Source organism: Hyphomicrobium sp. 802, from assembly GCF_000526135.1.
In the GTDB taxonomy this organism is placed as follows: domain Bacteria; phylum Pseudomonadota; class Alphaproteobacteria; order Rhizobiales; family Hyphomicrobiaceae; genus Hyphomicrobium_B.
Window position 1 is genome coordinate 3,377,820 of record NZ_JAFM01000001.1, and the last position, 17,738, is coordinate 3,395,557.

Genomic DNA, 17,738 nt, shown 5'->3' on the forward strand with positions numbered 1-17,738 from the left:
CATGAACGCAATCATCGCCCTTCTGGAAACCGCGCGAGAGGCGCTCGACGTCAGGACGAGACAGCCGACGTCTCGCTCGGGAGAAGCCGGCTTCACTCTGATCGAGTTATTGGTCGTGATGATGATCCTCGTGCTGTTGGCGAGCCTCGTGGCGCCCCGCGTCATCGGCTACGTCGGCAGTTCCCGAACAAAGTCGGCGAAAGTGCAGATCGAAAGCTTCGGCACATCGCTTGAACTCTACAAGCTCGACATCGGCCGTTATCCAGATCAACGCGAAGGGCTGAACGCGCTCGTACAGCGGCCCACCGACCTTCCCTCGTGGAACGGTCCATATCTCAAGAAGGAGAAAGTTCCGCTCGATCCGTGGGGCCAGCCGTACATCTATCGCTATCCGGGTAAGCACGGCGCTTTCGACATCATTACGCTAGGCGCCGATCGCAAAGAAGGCGGTGAAGGCGAGGACCGGGATGTCACAAGCTGGCAATAGAGATCGAAGTTTGAACGCTGCCAGCGAAGCGGGTTTCACCCTGATTGAAATGCTGGCGGTGCTCGTCATTATCGCGTTGGCCGCGGCTGCCGTTTCGACCCTTTACAGAGCGCCTTCTGGAGCTTCGCAGGTCAAGACCGCTGCACTTTTAGCTGCGTCGCGCCTTCGTGATCTCAGATCAGGCGCGATGACGACCGGAATCGAAACCATTGCGGAAATCGATACCTCAAATCGCATTCTCAGTTTCGGTTCCCGGACTGCTCCGATCCAGCTGTCATCGGCCATCGTACTCGAAGTGACCTCGGCCGACAGCGAGAGGCGTTCCGATTTCGTCTCGGGCATACGGTTTTTTCCAAATGGGGGCTCCACAGGGGGCGCCATAGTCTTCAGATCCAGAGGCGCTGCGTATGAACTGCGGATTAATTGGCTTACCGGCCGCGTGTCGACGACGCTCATCAATTGAAGGCGTGTCGTCATCCGAGGAAGGATTCACACTATTTGAGACGTTGATTGCGCTTTTAGTTGTATCAATCGGGCTGGTTAGCCTCTTTGCTGCACAAACTCAGGCAATCAAAACAGCGGGCATCTCCGCCGATTACGTGCAGGCACGGATCATCGCGCAAGGCCTTCTCTCCGAGACGATGGGTAATCCAAAGCCAGCGGGGGCTTCAGCCGGGATTAACTCGGGGTTTCGATGGTCAATCGACGTCACTCCCGAAACGGAAGGCTGGGCTCATATTCCGGCGCGCGATGACTGGAAACTCTTTCACGTTCGTGTTCGCGTCTTGATAGGCGGCGGACGCCAGGTGGAACTCAATTCGCTGAAGCTTGGACGGACCCATGGCTGATCCTTTAAGACCTCCTGAAGACCACGCACAGAGCGGCTTTACGCTCATCGAATTACTCGTGAGTCTTACCATCATGACGACGATACTCGGAATCGTCGGCTCAGCTTTGCGAACCCTTTCGAAAAACTGGGAGACCAATGCCGATCGGATCGAACGCTTGGAAATGATTTCGAGGGCTTATGATATTTTCGTGCGCGACGTTTCGGGCCTTCGACGAATAGTACGCCGCACAGACAACGGGGGTGCATTCGTTTTTACCGGATCTCCCCACGGCCTCTCCTTCGTCACGACCGAGCCTGCTTACCCGACCAATCCTGGCCTGTATTTTTTAAACTACAGGGTCGAAGTGAACGGCCCGCAAGCAGATCTGCTTCGGGAGCGCGCCCCCTACACCAAAGCTCTTGCAAAATTCCCCGGCGCTACACCAGCCAATTCCGTGCCCATCGTCCAAGGCGCCTTCAAGTATCATTTTTCGTACGCTCTCCGCACCAAATCGAGCGCCAAGTGGCAGGAGAAATGGGTGAAGACTAACCGCATGCCGGATCTGATCCGCCTCGAAATTCAAAATTCTCAAACAGGAGCACTTATCGCTCCACCCTTTGTGGCGTCGTTGCGCACAGACGCCGAACTCAAATGCCTATCGGAGGGCTCCGACGAATGCAGCGCCCGTTCTAAAGGGGTGTTGGGCCAGGACGAGCACGCGCAGGGAGCGCTTGAGTCAGGAGAGCACTAAATCATGACCGAAATCTCTCCCACGCCGGTTTCATCGCGCCAAGACGGCATCATCATGCTTGTGGTGCTCTGGATGCTGACGTCGGCGGTGATACTGGTTGCTTCGTTCAACGGAGCTGCGAGGAGCGGCGCAGCTTCGGGCGCATCGGAAGTCGGTCTTTCCAAGTCCGAAGCCTTGCTCGATGCAGGTTTGGAACTCGCGGCGGCCCATCTTCTCGATCAGGATGAAGCTCGGAGATGGCAGGGCAACGGCAAGAAACAATCTATCATCTTCGCGGGAGCAGAGCTTTCGATCGAGGCGTGGGACGCAAACGGGCTCGTCGATCTCAATAAAAGCGACCGCAAACTCATCAAAGCCGTCTTCCAGTCGATCACTCACTCGGCGAACAGTGCGGAGCGATACACGAGCGCGATCATGGACGAACGCGAAGCGCAAACCAATGAGCCCACCCCCCAAACTATTGGTGTACAAGCGGCGGGCATGAATACGTTCCCGGATATGCAGCCCTTCGCCGATGTCTGGCAGCTCGTGCAGCTTGCGCAAATCCCGAGGAACGTCGTGCGTGATGCCGCTCCATACTTCACCGTCTACAGCCGCGATGGCACGATCGACCCACGGGCAGCACCCGAGACGGTGTTGACATCCATTCCGGGCGTCACCGACGCAGACCTCGTAAAGCTTCGCTACGCGAACGCCAGCGCGCTGAGCGACCTGATACAGAAATCCGACGGGCTTTTGACGGATCAGAGCGGCCCCGCTTACATCGTGAAAGTGCAGTGTCATCGGCCGCAAGACGAATATGATGTTACACGGACGTATGCGATTCTCGTCGGCATTGACCCATCCGCGCCGTATCGCCTTCTTGCCAAGTGGCCGCCAACGTCGACCCCAGCCAGGAGGTCACTGTGATGGGCAGTATCAGCCGGGCGAAAGACGTCTATTTCTGGTGGCTCACGCAGCTCAGCGCGGCGATCATCCGCAAGCATCCGAGCGGTCGTCCATGGCGCACGATGCTGTACAATACCCGAAGCGGCCTCGACATTTTTGCGCACTCGACGGGCGCGCCGAAACGTTTTGCTACGCTTCCAGCCGACCCTACGCCCGAGGATATCGCCGATTGTCGACGTTCCCTCATGGGCAAAGTCGATCGCGATCCCAAGCAGATCCTGTTGCGGCTCTCGCCAAACGACATCGTGCAAAAAACCATTCGCGTTCCATATGCCGCGCTCGATCTGATGGACTCGGTGGTCGACAACAAGATCGAGACGATCGTGCCGTGGTCACACGAAAATACCTACTACGGCTACAGGGTCGCCGATGATCTGTCGGGAGATCAGATTGATGCCGTGGTCATAGCGACGTCGAAGCAGCTCGTCGATGGCATTCTAGAACGTGCGGAAAGCATCGGGCTTACTCCACGTGCAGTCGACTTCGCTCCGACGCCGGAAGACACGGCGGCTCTCGATCTTCTGAACCTCGAACCCGATCCGATCATCACAAACGCAAAGCGTTTGAATATCGCTTTCATCGCAGCGGTGTGCTGCAGTCTCGCAATCAGCCTCTTCGGTGGCTACCAAGTCTGGGCGCTCAATGCCGGGTACACCGAGCTCGATGAAAAGATCGCCGCCATCATGACCCGCGTCGAAGAGGTCAAACGCCTCAATGACGAGAACGAAAAGCTCAAGGAACAAAGAGAGCGCCTTGCCCGACGCAAGGGAGATAACCGCCCAGTGATGGAACTGATCGAGGCTCTGAGCCGAGCGCTTCCGGATAGCGCCTATCTCGAAGAGTTGGAAATTCACGACAATGAAACGCGGCTCGTCGGCAAATCCACCGATCCCACCGGTCTCATCGGGATACTTGAAAGCACGCCGGAATTCGAAGACGTGCGTTTCTCCGCGCCAACTACCCGCGAAGATGGCCAGACACTGGGAACATTCTCCATCATGGGGCATGTGCAGCGAAAAAGCGATGAGGAGAAGAGCAAGTGACACTCTCACGCTCGGCGAGCACATATTGGGCGATCGTGATTCTTGTCGCGGCGCTATTGATGTTGGCAGGCATCGCCGCGCTGCCTTATTTCAAGATCTCTGAGCTCGACCGTGAGATCGCCCAAATGCAGGCGCAGCTGCCGGAGCTCAGGGCAAAAGTCGCCCATGAAAACGATCTGAAGAAGGAGCACATGGACTTGGCTTCTCTCGGTCAGGAGAAGAGCCTGCTGCTGGAGGGGGATAAAACGGGTGTTGCCGGCGCCAACTTGCAGAGCCTTCTAAACGCCATGGTGACGTCCAATGGCGGTACTGCATCCAGCATCCAAATCCTACCGCCCAAGGACGACGGCAATTTGGTGCAGATATCGGTCAGCGTCTCTATCAACGTCGGCATCGATGGATTGCGCGATATCATTCACAATCTCGAAACCGGTACGCCTCTCATTTTCATCGACGATATTACCGTGAAAACCATTCGGCAGGACTTTAAGCCCCTCGATCTGCATTACATCGGTCCGCTCGACGTCACGCTTCAGGTCAGCGGCTTTGCCTCGCAGGCGGGGGCGTCTTGAGATGGGAAAATATCGGCCGCACCTGCTTGCCCTCGTCTGTCTTGCGTTAGCGAGCCTCGTGTGGCTGGATAATCGAGATTTCATCAGCTCACTATGGAGCAATGGGTCGCCGGCTTCACCTGATGCTGTCCGCTCCACTACGGATGAGCGTCTCCCAGCTCTTGAACGGCCGGCGACGGCCGACAAGCTTTCTCCCCCTGCCCTTGGAAACCCGCTGGTAGCGGTCGACAAGAACAGCCTTTCGAACTGGGTGGAGCGACCGCTTTTCGCGCCATCGCGACGTCGCCCCCCTCCCGAAGTCGCTAAGGCTCAGGCGGCCGCGCCAAAAGCGCCTCCCAACTATACGTTCATTGGAGTGATCCTCAATGCGAAGAAGACGGTCGCCGTCCTTCGCAGCGTTTCGAATGGTGCGAACCTTCACGTCGAGGTCGGAGATACGCTTGGAGGGTGGAAGGTCGACTCGGTTGATCGAACGGCGGTAACTCTCGTGCACGAAAGCGATCCCGCGCAGGTCATTCAGTTCAAGCAGGGATGTACAGAATCATCCGGAAATTGCCCGTGAAGCTCAATCTCCGGAACTTTTCGGCGTTGTGGCTTCTGACGCACCCTTTCCAACGGACGCCTTCGAAGTGGCGATGAACACTTTCAGTATGCCAGTCGGACGGCTGTTGGATCGCACGATGGAAAAATTCTGGTTGCGGAGCAAGCGACTGAGGATGTCGGGCAGCTTTCCGCTATACTCAGCAGATACCGGATCCGTATCTGTCAGATCGTCGAGGCCTTGCACTTCGACGCCGTACTTGTCGTGTAAGGCATGAAGGACATCGGCGACGCTCGCGTTGTCGAGCGTCACTTTAAATGTGCCGGGAGAAGAATTTTCTTCGACGGAAGCCCCGGCCGCCTCGGCTTTCGCTCCGACGATCCAAAACAAGGCGGTGATGCCCAAAATCGATGCGGCGATCCGGTTCATGGCATCGGCTCAGTAGCATCCTGCGTTTAGCATGCATTTGTCGTACCGCCAATTATCGAAGCCCCAGCGCTCGTAGGACCAGGGCTCCCATCCTTTCCCGCGCAGGAGATCGCAGCGATACATCACTTTCAGGCATCGCTTATAATTGGCGCAAATGCCGGGATGTGTATGGCGGTGATAGATTCCGAGCCGCGCATCCCATCCAAACATCGGACGGCAGTGAAAGCCGTGAGTCCACTGCACGTAAGGCGCCTTTTGCTGCATAAGACGGGATCCGGGCGGGCTCATTGCCTCAACAGGAAGAGCCACAAACACGACCGATAGGCTGCAAACAAGGGCCAGAAGGTCCTTTATCAGTTTCGTTCGCAAGAGACATATCCTTTCGGGAAAAAGTCCCAAGACGGGCCATACCGATAACGGCGCACGTATTTCAGTCGGCAGCACGACAAGGTGCCGACCATCGCGCACACCCTGCAGCGCGGAACTTAAAGCTCAAAAGATCACTTTCCCCCGCCCGGCGCGCCTACTCGCCAAAGCGCCAGTTGTAATTTGTTCGGGAGGATGGAGGCTAAGCCCTGAACTGTCCACCTGCGGAAAGTGGCGTTGCGTGCACTGGTTGGGAATTGGGTGCATTATGTTTGCGTATGATGGTCACTGGCCACAACGGCACAAACCGACGGATATGCTGACACGCTTCGTTATTTGAAAATTGTTTTCAACTGAATAGATGTCTGAAGATGAATGAAGACCCGCGTTTGATTATCGCATTTTCCAAAGCTATTGAAGAATCGACTTGTAATGGCTTCGGGTTGCTCGATCGCGACACGCTCCTGGCCATCCTCCGTGCGTTGATGACGCTAAAGGGACAAATCGAGGAAGCTCTCGCTGACCTCGATGCGCGAGATTCCTCGATGAATTAGCGAGGTCGTCCTTCCGGACGACCCCACGTATTGCCGTTACTGCAACGGATAGAGAAGAACCGTATCCCAGAAGTCGCATTTATAGGTGGTGCGATAATCGGAGCGGTTGCTCGTTGACAGCGGGATGTCTTCGACAAGGTACTTGGCGTTGTTGCCGGCACCATACTTAGGCCACGGAGAATTGCCGTTTCCGTTAGGATTGCCGGACCACGCGAAGTTCGTCCATGCCGCCACCAGCTGATCGGAGAGGCCGGTTTCCTGGTTATTAAGGTCGCGTGGCTGACCGGTGGTCTGGTCGAGGTTCACGCCGAGTTGCCCACCATGCCAATTGTTGAAGAGGAACTGGATGTCGATGGTGTGCGCCGCAGCCGGTTTGAAGTTCGGCATCTTCGGGAAGTAGTACGGTGCATCCAGATACGTGAAATCATAGGCATAGGATGCAATCTGCGGAGCCCAGAGGTGCAGGACGTGGTCAGCCTGACACTTCTGCGTATCGGTCGTCACACGATCGTAGGCCTTCATCGGATCGTTGCCGTAGGCCGACAACGGATACTGAGCAAGAACGCGGTCGGCGGTTCCCGACGGGTATGCCGGCGGTGCACCTCCGGGGCCGGCGTTGCCGCCATACATCTTCTGAATGGCCGCGGTGTACTGGTCCGCCGTCATCGGCTGGAAGGGCTGACCCGAGAAATACTCGGTGATGCCAATGTTGAAGTTGCCTTCATCGTGGACCCGTCCGCCCATTGCCGGCATCTTGTTGAACTGCCCTGTAGTCCACGCCTTTTCCGGCGTGATGGGAATTACAGAGCCGTCTACAAACGGACCGGTGATGTAGGGACCGTTGGCGTTCGGCGTTCCCTGCAGTTGCAATATGCGTTCGGGCGTCAAATTGCGAAGGCAGGTTGAGGCCTGCTTGCCTGATCCCGAACAACCTGCTGCTGTCGCGAAATTCTGACCGTTCGTCAGAGCGGTGGCAGCGGACGGCAATGTCGGCAGTGGGCCGCTTTCATAAATTGCGCGGCTGAAGAGGCCCGCGCTCATCGGTGAGAGAACATTGGCACCGGTATCCGTGGCACCAGCAGATTGGCCACCGACTGCGACGCGATTTGGATCGCCACCGAAGGCCGCAATGTTGCGCTGGACCCAGCGGAGAACCTGCTGGATATCCATGATGCCGTAGTTGCCCCACAGATGGCCTTCGCCATTGAGGGCAGGATGCGAGAGATATCCGAACAACCCCATGCGATAGTTCAATGTCACGACGACGGTCTCATGACCATCGGGTCCGCCCTGCGCGAGCTTCGTCGCATCATAGTCGTTGGACTCGCCGTCGACGTTGCCGCCGCCGTGGATCCAGACGATGACGCCCTTTTTCTTGGCGCTGCCTGTTGTGAAGACGTTCAAGTAGAGACAATCTTCATTGGTGCTCGTAGGACCGGCGAAGGCACCAAGTTCGGTGACCTGAGGGCAGGTGTTGGCAAACTTCGTTCCGTCGAGCACGCCCTTCCATTTCTTGACGGCCTGCGGCGGCTGCCAGCGCAGCTTGCCGACAGGCGGCGCGGCATAGGGTATGCCGAGGAACTTATTGACGCCGTTGCTCGACGTGCCGCGAACCTGGCCGTCCGTAAGCGTAACGGTTGGGCCATTGTTCTTATTTGCATTGTCCTGAGCCGCCAGCGCGGGTGAGCCTGACATTCCAAGCGCTATCAAGGTGCTTATTGTAACGGCACTTCGAAGAGGTGCACGTTGGCGAGATGGCGGATAGAGTGGTCGCATAGTTTTCCTCCTCTGTAGGACCGACCATCAGTGAGCGGTCGTTAGGAGCCCCGGCACATCTGCCGAGGTCCGGGGCAACTATGCGGTCGTCGGAAATTTGCTTCGTCGCGAAGAGCGAACTGCTCGAAGCGCTCGGCGCACAGCGTTTGTGCGAATCGCGAACTTGCTTGTCAGTAAGTGCATTCTGCGATGAGTACGGAATGCCGGATCCGATCATTGCTCGTCGTGCCGGCAACAGATCATTGGAGCTCCGGCAATATCCACAATGACCGTTGGATCACGTCTTCAATAGTGTGACTGTTCATTGGGCGTTCGCAACAGCGGTCCTACCTCGTTAGCGCTCTCGCATCTGCGAAGATGTTTTCATTTTTGCTCGAATACGAGAAAAATCCCGCTAAATGCAGGCCTTGCGCCGACACTTTTTTTCGCGAGTTCACTCTCTGCCATATGTGTCGACCCCGAGTTCGGCTATGCAGGATGTGCATCGACGAAGCGGCGCAAGAACCGCTCAGGGAGGAAAAATGTCGAGCGAGCTTGAATCGGCGTTCCCGCGTACCGACGATCGACTTCAGGTTTGGGATAGCCAATACGGAGTTCGGGCAGAGGCCTTCACGCACTTTCGTGAAACCATCTGCAGCGCTTTTATGCCCTGGACGCCGGAGTACTCGGGTCGCGATTTTGTAGGCCGGGTCGAAAGCGTCACGCTGAGCCATGGTGCCGTCGGCCGAGTACGAATGAGTCCGATTGTTGCGACGAAAACCAAATCCAACATTGCAAATTCGCCAATCGATTGCGTCCACGCGAATCTTATCATCTCAGGCGAGCTAAAAGTCGATCAAGGTGGCGAGACAAAGATAGCCAAACGCGGTGATCTCGTCCTTTACGAAAGCTTTTCCGCAGTAATTCTCACGGAAAAGCCTGAAGTTCCTTGTGACAACCTCGCCTTGGTTGTTCCCATGCAAGAATTCTCACGTCTCGAGAGTATCGGCGGTAGGCCGTTTTCCAACGTTCTGATCTCATCCGAGAAGCTCGGTGCGCCCCTATCGGCCTGCTTGACCATGTTGGCGCAATCTTTGTGCAGCTCTCCGGTGGAGGAACTGGACGGCCTCTTGAAAGCTTGTATCGCCTTGCTTCCGATTTCGATGGGACTGTTCGAAACTAACGTCAAGGAAGTGGGATCGAAGAATTACTTCCTCAAGAAGCTCCTTGACTACATCGATCATAATCTCTCTGATCCCGACCTGTCGCCGCTCAAAGTGGCCCAGCAATTCGGCATCTCAATTCGATACGTGCATAAGCTCTTTGGCCAATTCGGCTCCACATTCGGCACGCACGTAACGTCGGAACGTTTGAAACGCATCCGGTGGGATCTGCAGGTCAGCTCAGGACGGCGGCCGTCCATCTCGTCGTTGGCTTACCGTTGGGGCTTCAACGATCTTTCAACTTTCCATCGTGCCTTCAAGAAGCAGTTTGGATGCACACCGGGGAATGCGCTTGATGTCGAGGCCTTGCCACTTCCTTCCTATTCGAAGGAATAGTTTCGCAGGTGATAGAACCGGATATAAATCATCTACCTCTTGCAGGTGACAACCTTGCTCCCGCCTCAATGACGCCTGCGAGCCCTTATTTACTCATTAATGCCCGCGCTATCTGCTGATGGTACTAGCGGCAGCGCTATTCTCTCGTTGGGGCCAGCAAAGATAATTTCTCGGCGCCTTTTCAAACTGAAACTTGTTCCGTCTACGTTGATAATACGTGCTGCTCATGGATCGCACTGACACTTACGTGCAAGTACACCCGCGGCCTAGATAAGTTCACCGCATACCAAGACGCTCCCGCTCGATTGCGCAAAATGACCACGTAGCCAATCCGGAGCGTAACCGATGACAAACAAGCGTCTCAACAAACTTTTCCCCGTGGGAGCCATCTCATTGTGCTCCGCCCTCTTGAGCTTCACCGGGATCTCTGCATCTCCCTTGGTCAATGGGCATGACAAGACCAATCAAGGCAAACCGCATTATACGCTGCCTAGCCCGATGACATTGCGCGACGAGGGCACATTTTTTATCGGCGGACAGCAAGCCCATAGCGACTTCCCGAGCACGACGCCTACCGGACTGAACGCGCCAGGAACGTACGTGATCAATCAAATGTTCGTCCATTACCGAATCCCGGCAACGATCTCCAAGAAGCTCCCAATTATCATGGTGCACGGGTCCAATCACACCGGGAATACGTACGAAACGACTCCCGATGGCCGTGAAGGATGGGCGACGTATTTCGTTCGCCACGGCTATCCTGTGTACGTCGTCGATCAAGCCGGCAGAGGTCGGTCGAGCTTTAATCCTACCTCAGTCAATCAGGCGATCGTGCTGCAAAATCTCGCGGCCTTGCCGCCGGCTGGATTCCAGCTCTACCCGCGTGAGGGTGCCTGGGTGAATTTTCTGTTCGGCCCGGCATATGGCCAGCCATGGCCCGACGAGCGATTTCCGCTGCAAGCGATGGATCAATATCAGTCTCAGCTTGTACCCAACACTGAAGTAACGCTGGAAGGTGGCACGGACAACACCACGAATGATCTTGCAATGCTCTTGGACAAGATTGGACCGGCGATCATCATCGTGCATTCGCAATCCGGCACCCTGGGTCTCGGCGCCGTCGTGCAACGACCCAACTTGGTCAAGGGTCTGATTTCAGTCGAAGGCGGCTGCACGCCGGTGACCGATGCAGACATCAAGCAGGCCTATTCAAAGGTTCCGTTTCTATCGTTCTGGGGAGACCACAGCGTCGGCGCGGTCGGGGCGAACGGCGATGCACGGCGGCAGGGATGCCAAGCCACCGTCGCGTCGTTCAAACAGGCGGGCGGAAATGCGCAGTTCGTCCTCTTGCCGGATCTGGGCATCAAGGGCAACAGCCACATGATGATGATGGACAACAACAATCTTGAACTCGCCGACATCCTGGAAACGTGGATCGTCCGGAACGTGGAACGGGATAAGCACTTCCCGTGCAACTGCGGCCCTCATCACGTCAGCGCTTGCTGGTGAGCTGAAGATGTCAATTGGGGCGGGCGCGCGATCTCGCGACTGCCCCTTTTATCTGGAGTTTGCGCGGCCCCTCAGCCGAGAAAGGAAATGAAGGAGTCAGTTGCCTGAGATCGCGTTCCAGAAATCACATTGATAATGCGCCCGGAATTGCGCGACGGATTGCGTCGACAGAGGGACGTCTTCGAGCAAATATTTGCCGGTGTTTCCCGTCGCGAGCTTGGGCCATGGCGTATTTCCCGTGCCGTTCGGATTTCCCGTGCTCGCAAAGTTTGTCCAAGCCGCCACCATTTGGTCCGATAGATTTTCTTCCTGCTGATTGAGATCTCGCGGCTGACCCGTCGTTTGATCGAGATTTACGCCGAGTTGGCCGCCATGCCACTTGTCGAAGACGAATTGGATGTCGATCGTATGGGCCGCCAGCGGCTTGAAGCCTGGCATCTTGGGAAAATAATATGGGGCGTCCTGGTACGTGAAATCATAGGCGTAGCTCGGGACCTGGGAGGCGAGGCGTTCTAAAACATTTACTTCCTGGCACCGAACGGAATCGGTGGTGACCCGCGCATAGGCAAGCATCGGATCGCCGTTGTAATTGGAGAGCGGATATCGAGCGGCGGTTCCCGCCGGAATGGCTCCGCCTACGCAGAATGTGCACGGCGCGCCGGCTGCAACAGCGGCTGAATATTGAGCCGCTGTCATCGGCGTCTGCGGCGGCCCCGAAAAATACTGGGTGATGCCCGTGATGAAGGTCAGTTCATCGCGAGTTCCGCCGCCCATTATGGGCATCTTGTTGAAGCTTCCCGTATTGAAAGCTTGATCGGGTGTGCGGGGAATTATGTTGCCGTCGATGGATAGCATGCCGCTGCCGTAGCGCCCGTCCGCGTTCGTCGTTCCTTGCAATTGTAGAATGCGAGCAGCCGAGAGATCTCGAAGACATTTGGCAGTTTTCAAGTTCGAGCTAACGGAGCAGCCTGCCGCCTTCGCGAAGCTAACGCCGTGGCCTTCTGCCACGTCCCTTGTCACGAAATTGCTCGCGAGAAATCCCGGCGAACTTTGCAAGATTGCGCGATTAAAAAGGCCGTTGCCGTAAGGAGAAATCATATTGGCGGCGGTATCCACCGCGCCGGCTGACTGTCCTCCCAGCGCTACTCGGTCGGGATCGCCGCCGAAAGCCGCGATGTTGCGCTGAACCCAGCGGAGCACAGCCTGCTGATCGAGAATGCCGTAGTTACCAGAGAGGTGGCCCTCTGAATCGATTGCAGGATGGGAAAAGAATCCAAACAGTCCCAGGCGATAATTTAGCGTGACGACGACTGTCGGCACCCCATTGGGTCCCCCGCTCGCAAGTTTGCTCGCGTCGTAGTCGTTCGAGGCGCCGTCGACATTCGCCCCACCGTGGATCCACACCAAAACCGGTCTCTTTTTGCCGTTCTTGGCCGCTCCGGCGGTAAACACGTTCAAATAGAGGCAGTCTTCACTCGTGCTAGAGGGGCCGGCAAACGCTCCAAGCTCTGTCACCTGCGAGCAGATCGGCGCGTATTGGGTCGCGTCGCGCACCTCCTGCCATCGCTTGACGGGCTGCGGCGGCTGCCATCGCAAGTTCCCAACGGGAGGCGCTGCATAGGGAACGCCCAGAAAAATATCGATGCCGTTTCGGACGAGACCACGCAGGCGTCCGTCGACGGTGCTGACAATGGGCCCCGAGCCCGCGCTGTTGTTGCCTTTCGCGTGGACGTCGGCCTTCGAGGTCAGCGGTGCAAACCCTGAGCATATGATACCGCCAAGCAGAATGCCGAGGAACTTGCCGTAGGCGTGCTTCATCTTTGCGCGATGCTTATTCATGCTTTCCTCAGCATTCCAATGGAGCGCCGTCGGCTATCAGCCGGGTGCGCGCAGTCGACTCCCAATGGAGCACAAACATGCCTGCCGCTCTTGGCGGCTAGCGAACGGCCGTTGGAATCCGTGCATTAAAATGACTGGAGTTGGACATAAGGAACTGGCTCACTGAGCCAAGAGGTGGAAACCCCTCATCGACTGCCCTCACAAAGCCTGGCATTTGCATCCGAAGCCTGCTACTGAATAGAGCAGTAGCAGTCGGTATTATCGTTTGAAATCAATTTGTTACACCCCGCCCCTACGAGGCGCCAATTCGAGCTAAGCCATTGATTTTATAGAAGCCATTGAGAAACAAGGGCTTTCTTTACTCGACTGCTACGATTTGTTGCTACAAATCGAGCATGTCGGATATGGCCAAATATTCCTTCGTCGCTCCGGTTCCCAAAACTGGTATTATAAGTACGACGTCCCGAAAATCGAGCGCCGGCGCCTCTCGTTGAAAAGCCGCATCCTGCTCGAAAACTACTATCTTCCCGGTGACCTCGAACGCGCCATCGCCGGCTTCGTCGATCACTACAATCACGCCGCTACCACGAAAGCCTGGACAACCTCACCCCGACCGACGTCTACTTCGGACGAGGAGCCGTATCCTCAAACAACGTGATGACATCAAGCGCCGCTAGCAATAACTCAGGCCGACCTCCCCGAACCATCATGTCGAACTGATCGCGGTTCGCTCCGTGCCAGACTTTCGTCTTCACCTTGAGCCAATCGCGTGTCCAGCCATGACGACACACCCGTTTGACCGGCGACCGCCATAGTGCTTTTCGGCGCGGACCATTTCATGCGTGTGAGCGCTACTGAGGTGAGATCGTGATCGTGAGCGTGTCAGCATAGGGCCCCGCCACCAGTGTTTTGCTGTTGAGCTGGGGAACAATGGACACTGACAGCGTCCCTGATGGGAGGCTCCCGGAGGTGGACGCTGGACTACCCGACTCTTGCACGCCAGTCGCCGGATTAGTAGCGGTATCGACGGATGCGGAGGCACCCGAGAAGCTCGCCGACGCGCTGTAGTTTATGAAATTCTGGAGACCTGCTGCCGTGCTCGCTGTCGTCACGCCGCCATTCTGTGAGGTGAGCTGCAGTGACGACGGTGTATTGCAGACAGCATTGGCGTAGGACTTGTTGATCACTGCTGTCACCACTTGTCCGCCTGCCGTTACCGGAATCGTGGCGGTGTCTGCAGCGGGGTGAAACAGGCCGCCGATGGTGCAGGACTTGGCGACTTGCCCTGTGACGGTGAATGTTTGGCTCGACACTTGTCCTTGCAGAATTCCAGCAAGGGTGCTTGAGAAGACTCGGACCGTCAGATTGTCAAGATAACTGCCAGCCTGCTGAGGATCGATCGGTTGTGCGAGCGCCCACACTGTTCCTGAGACGGAAAAAGAGGCGATGCTCAAGGTTGACGCGGGAAAATTCAAAAGCAGTGAGTTTGACTGGGCCGGAAGCCCACTGCCGGTGTAAAGCAGGCTATTGCCGCCGGAGGACGCCGACTGCAGCGTATATGGCATCGAAGCCGAACCGCCGGACGTGAGCGCCATTGATGCGGGCAAAGAAGAGCGGTTGAAGGCGACGGCGATCGCGCAGCCGCCGGCGAGGTCTCCCAGTGCTGCGAGATATGTGCCGCTCACAGTGATTGTGAGAGATTGCGGACTTGGCGCATTCGGCGGGGAATACGTTCCCGTGCTGATACTCAGAGGGCTGACAGAAGAGGAAAGAATTGCGCAGACCGCCTGAGCTTGTTGCGATCCACATGCGCAGGCAACCGCTATAGCGAAGCCTAGAAGTGCCGGACGGGATGTCGCTTTGATTTTCATTTTGGATGGAGCGTTCCTGCTTTGAACAGGCCCTTCGTTCCCGCTGGGACGTCAAGGACAAACGTTGTCGGAGTTCCGTCAGTTTGCATTTCGATAAGCCAGCCTCCGGGCGCCAAACCGTCGGCACCGAAACGTCCGGCCGCATTCGTAAAAATCGTTACGGTTTTCTCGGGGTGGTTGACCGATCGCGCGACACCGCTCACCAGCGAAACCGGCTCTCCGTTCGCCAAAGCGAGCGTTCCATAAGCCGACACGGAGTAGTCGGAGCCAACTTCAAGGGCGTAACCGGCTTTGAACGGAGCATATGTATCGAAGGCCGCGGCACCGAGGCTGTATCCCGGCGGCAAATCATCGGCGTCCACGGGAATGGTATAAGGCGCATAAGCCGGCAGCGACGTTACCAATGCCGGTCCCCATCCGTCGGCAATCGCCTTTATATTCTCATTATCGCCAATGGTGATGTCATTGTTCTCTATTGACGGATGAGGATAGACAATCGCGAACGCATCTCCCGTTATAGGAGCTCCGATAGCGATCTTACCGTCTGCGAAGGCGATCGCCGTACCTACTTGTAAAGATGTTCTCTCTGGTCCCGGCTCGACGGCGAAGTTCGAGTACGAAATGCCCTCAAAGCCGGAATTCTGAATGATCCTGACCTGACCACGGTTCCCATAGTAACCCGCGCTCGCGCTCACAGACGCCTGGGCGTTGTAGTCGCTATGCTGAACGTACACGCTCGTGTCCCAGCGACCGAGGCCGTTGCCCTGGCTGCGATAAGCCGAAACATCAGTCTGTGTATCAATCGAGTCGTAGCCAGCAGTAACACTTGTAAAATCGTCGGGCCTATCAAATAGACGGACGCCGATGCGGAACTCGGGGCTGGGATCGCGCACGCGGTCGAGAGTAGCCAAGAAAGTTTCGTTGGAAACACCGACGGTCAAGCTGCCCGAAAGCGACCGGGTCAGTGGACGGGAGAACGTCACGTCGGCGCCATACCGATCAGTGCTCCAATCATAGATCGATTGGCCGAATTCTGCGTTGTTGACGAACTGGTAGCGCGCGGAGAGCGCCATGGTCGTCTCGTTGCTGACGGGAGCTGACCACGTCGCGCTGAGGTTCAGCCAATAATTCCATTCGGGAAAGAGAATGCCGGTGTCCGCTGTGTTGATGTCGCCGGGAGAATGAAAATGAGGACTGCGGTACTCGCTCGAGAAGCGAAAGCTTTCACCGCTCGCAGCAAGTAGGCCCGCAAAGTTTACGACGCTCCAGTCCAACCCGAATGCTGCGCCTATTCCTGGCTGTCCTGCCGACATCGCGGTGCGCAGATTTACAAGGCCGATGCCGGTATCGACCAAAGCGCCTGTTCCAGCCATCGCGACGTATTTGTTTGCCTGAATGTCGCCCTCAGCAGTCACTGCGTCGTAGATGCCATAACGAAAATAGCCACTGGCCATGTAAAGGTCGGGAAGGTAATCCCGGCTTTCGTCGCGCAAGTATGATGGTAGCCCTCCTGTGAGGCCCCATTCGCTTTTTCCGCGAGCCAGCAGGTTGGCGTCGAAGAATGCGGTAAATCGTACGGTTCGTTGCAAGCCTGCGTCGTTGGTGATGACGACATCGATATTGTTCGCACCCGTTGCCAATTGAAGATCGCGGAGATTGTACCTTCCTGGGTCCAGGCGGAGCTGTTGTTGAACGATTCCGTTGACGATTATCTCGACTTTGGAGGGCTGATTGATTGTGAAAGAGCCACCTCCTGCTGGTTCCAGCGTATCCCCTGGCGTCAGCTTGCGACTGGATTTCTCAAACGAGAAGCCGAGAAGCTCTGGAGACTGCTGAAACCCGATGCCGAGCGGTTCGACATCGCCAAGCTCGGAGCGAATTCGCTCGGCAGGCATATCATAAACCAAGCGGGACATTTGGCGCTTGAAGCCGGGGGTATGCTGATAGGTGCAGATAGCCTGCGTCGGGCAGACGTTGACATCGACGGTTCCCGTCAGCACGCCGCTATTCTCGAACACGAACTGACCAATTCGTACGGCAGAGTTCATTTCTAGCCTGCCGCTTGTATCGGCGCCCTCATGCGCCGGATAGCTCGTCTCCCACTGATGGTCGAGGCTCGCATAGAGGTTCACGTAGCCCGACGTGCGAGCCGGCTCGGCAAGTGTCGAGCTCAATGGCGCGCGACGCTGTTTCCCCAAAGAGATATCGGTCGTGGCCAACTGCGCGACGCGCGGTTTGAACTGCAGTTCTTGCAAGGGGCGATCAAAACGAATGTCAAACCCAGCTGCTTCCACGTCGGTCAGTGCGATAAAGTACCCCTTGGATGGAATGGCAGACAAATCTTCGCGGGATTTCCCGTCGAGCAGACTCGCCAGCATCGACATTATCGCGGAGCGGTTGATCAGCAGCGTGTCATCCGGATTAATTCGTATCGCGATGTCGCCCAGTTCTTTTCCATTGGTCGTGAGCGGCACCTCCATATCAATGGCTTTTCCTGTCGAGTTCAGGAGAGAAGAGATGGGCTTCGCGTATTCTATGGCGCCTGCGGGCGTGGCGCTCACGGCGAACGTACTACTCAGCATCACTACCAGGGTAATCTGCAGGGGCAGCAGCGATACGTACTGAAATATCCTTTGTCTCTTGCCGATACTTCGCGAGAATGGGGGTGTCGCAGACACTGCGCA

The 17,738-nt window shown here is 56.5% G+C and carries 16 protein-coding genes and 1 pseudogene; 12 read left to right on the forward strand and 5 right to left on the reverse strand.

From position 1 onward, the window contains the following. The first annotated feature begins 1 nt into the window (after window position 1). Genes gspG through HYP802_RS0117185 form a run of 8 tightly spaced genes read left to right on the forward strand, consistent with a single transcriptional unit; the run spans window position 2 to window position 5,193 of the window. Complete coding sequence (gene gspG, locus HYP802_RS0117150) at window positions 2-487, forward strand: type II secretion system major pseudopilin GspG (RefSeq protein WP_024276219.1); 486 nt, start codon at window positions 2-4, stop codon at window positions 485-487. Further along, on the forward strand, window positions 468-950 hold the full coding sequence (locus tag HYP802_RS0117155) for a GspH/FimT family pseudopilin (RefSeq protein ID WP_013948627.1): 483 nt from the start codon (window positions 468-470) through the stop codon (window positions 948-950). Before gspG ends, HYP802_RS0117155 begins: the two co-directional genes overlap by 20 nt. Beyond that, a complete protein-coding gene (locus tag HYP802_RS0117160; RefSeq protein ID WP_013948628.1) occupies window positions 895-1,335 on the forward strand; it encodes a prepilin-type N-terminal cleavage/methylation domain-containing protein in 441 nt (146 codons plus the stop codon). The genes HYP802_RS0117155 and HYP802_RS0117160 overlap by 56 nt, the downstream gene beginning before the upstream one ends. Beyond that, window positions 1,328-2,068 (forward strand): prepilin-type N-terminal cleavage/methylation domain-containing protein, encoded by a 741-nt coding sequence (locus HYP802_RS0117165; protein ID WP_013948629.1) that lies wholly within the window; start codon window positions 1,328-1,330, stop codon window positions 2,066-2,068. Before HYP802_RS0117160 ends, HYP802_RS0117165 begins: the two co-directional genes overlap by 8 nt. 3 nt (window positions 2,069-2,071) lie before the next feature. Next, on the forward strand, window positions 2,072-2,977 hold the full coding sequence (locus HYP802_RS0117170) for a type II secretion system protein GspK (protein ID WP_013948630.1): 906 nt from the start codon (window positions 2,072-2,074) through the stop codon (window positions 2,975-2,977). Beyond that, entirely contained in the window at window positions 2,977-4,059 is a 1,083-nt protein-coding gene (locus HYP802_RS0117175) for a PilN domain-containing protein (protein WP_013948631.1), read from the forward strand. Before HYP802_RS0117170 ends, HYP802_RS0117175 begins: the two co-directional genes overlap by 1 nt. 35 nt (window positions 4,060-4,094) lie before the next feature. Further along, window positions 4,095-4,631 carry a type II secretion system protein GspM gene (gene gspM / locus HYP802_RS0117180; protein WP_256380084.1) on the forward strand — a complete coding sequence of 179 codons (537 nt, stop codon included), beginning with the start codon at window positions 4,095-4,097 and terminating at the stop codon, window positions 4,629-4,631. A gap of 1 nt (window position 4,632) precedes the next feature. Beyond that, entirely contained in the window at window positions 4,633-5,193 is a 561-nt protein-coding gene (locus HYP802_RS0117185; protein ID WP_013948633.1) for a hypothetical protein, read from the forward strand. A gap of 3 nt (window positions 5,194-5,196) precedes the next feature. On the opposite strand, the gene HYP802_RS0117190 is transcribed toward HYP802_RS0117185, so the two are convergent. Then, window positions 5,197-5,601: a hypothetical protein gene (locus HYP802_RS0117190; RefSeq protein ID WP_013948634.1), complete on the reverse strand. Its 405-nt coding sequence runs from the start codon at window positions 5,599-5,601 to the stop codon at window positions 5,197-5,199. Window positions 5,602-6,338: 737 nt separating this feature from the next. On the opposite strand from HYP802_RS0117190, the gene HYP802_RS0117195 reads away from it, so the two are divergent. Next, a complete protein-coding gene (locus HYP802_RS0117195; protein WP_013948636.1) occupies window positions 6,339-6,521 on the forward strand; it encodes a hypothetical protein in 183 nt (60 codons plus the stop codon). 36 nt (window positions 6,522-6,557) lie between these two features. Here HYP802_RS0117195 and HYP802_RS0117200 read toward each other — a convergent pair whose 3' ends face one another. Beyond that, entirely contained in the window at window positions 6,558-8,216 is a 1,659-nt protein-coding gene (locus tag HYP802_RS0117200; protein ID WP_245261507.1) for a carboxylesterase family protein, read from the reverse strand. A gap of 602 nt (window positions 8,217-8,818) precedes the next feature. Between HYP802_RS0117200 and HYP802_RS0117210 the strand changes: the two genes are divergently transcribed. Both HYP802_RS0117210 and HYP802_RS0117215 read left to right on the forward strand, forming a co-directional pair. Next, entirely contained in the window at window positions 8,819-9,835 is a 1,017-nt protein-coding gene (locus HYP802_RS0117210; protein ID WP_013948639.1) for a helix-turn-helix domain-containing protein, read from the forward strand. A 345-nt stretch (window positions 9,836-10,180) separates the two neighbouring features. Next, entirely contained in the window at window positions 10,181-11,344 is a 1,164-nt protein-coding gene (locus tag HYP802_RS0117215) for an alpha/beta fold hydrolase (protein ID WP_013948640.1), read from the forward strand. A gap of 96 nt (window positions 11,345-11,440) precedes the next feature. On the opposite strand, the gene HYP802_RS0117220 is transcribed toward HYP802_RS0117215, so the two are convergent. Continuing rightward, window positions 11,441-13,183 carry a carboxylesterase family protein gene (locus HYP802_RS0117220; protein ID WP_013948641.1) on the reverse strand — a complete coding sequence of 581 codons (1,743 nt, stop codon included), beginning with the start codon at window positions 13,181-13,183 and terminating at the stop codon, window positions 11,441-11,443. Window positions 13,184-13,649: 466 nt separating this feature from the next. On the opposite strand from HYP802_RS0117220, the pseudogene HYP802_RS23305 reads away from it, so the two are divergent. Next, a pseudogene (locus tag HYP802_RS23305) lies at window positions 13,650-13,860 on the forward strand (integrase core domain-containing protein); the annotation flags it as partial. Window positions 13,861-14,034: 174 nt separating this feature from the next. On the opposite strand, the gene HYP802_RS22995 reads toward HYP802_RS23305, so the two are convergent. Both HYP802_RS22995 and HYP802_RS0117235 read right to left on the reverse strand, forming a co-directional pair. Continuing rightward, complete coding sequence (locus tag HYP802_RS22995; RefSeq protein ID WP_244420893.1) at window positions 14,035-14,868, reverse strand: hypothetical protein; 834 nt, start codon at window positions 14,866-14,868, stop codon at window positions 14,035-14,037. Window positions 14,869-15,050: 182 nt separating this feature from the next. After that, window positions 15,051-17,732, reverse strand: coding sequence for a fimbria/pilus outer membrane usher protein (locus tag HYP802_RS0117235; protein ID WP_013948645.1), 2,682 nt, complete (start codon window positions 17,730-17,732; stop codon window positions 15,051-15,053). Window positions 17,733-17,738 lie beyond the last annotated feature (6 nt).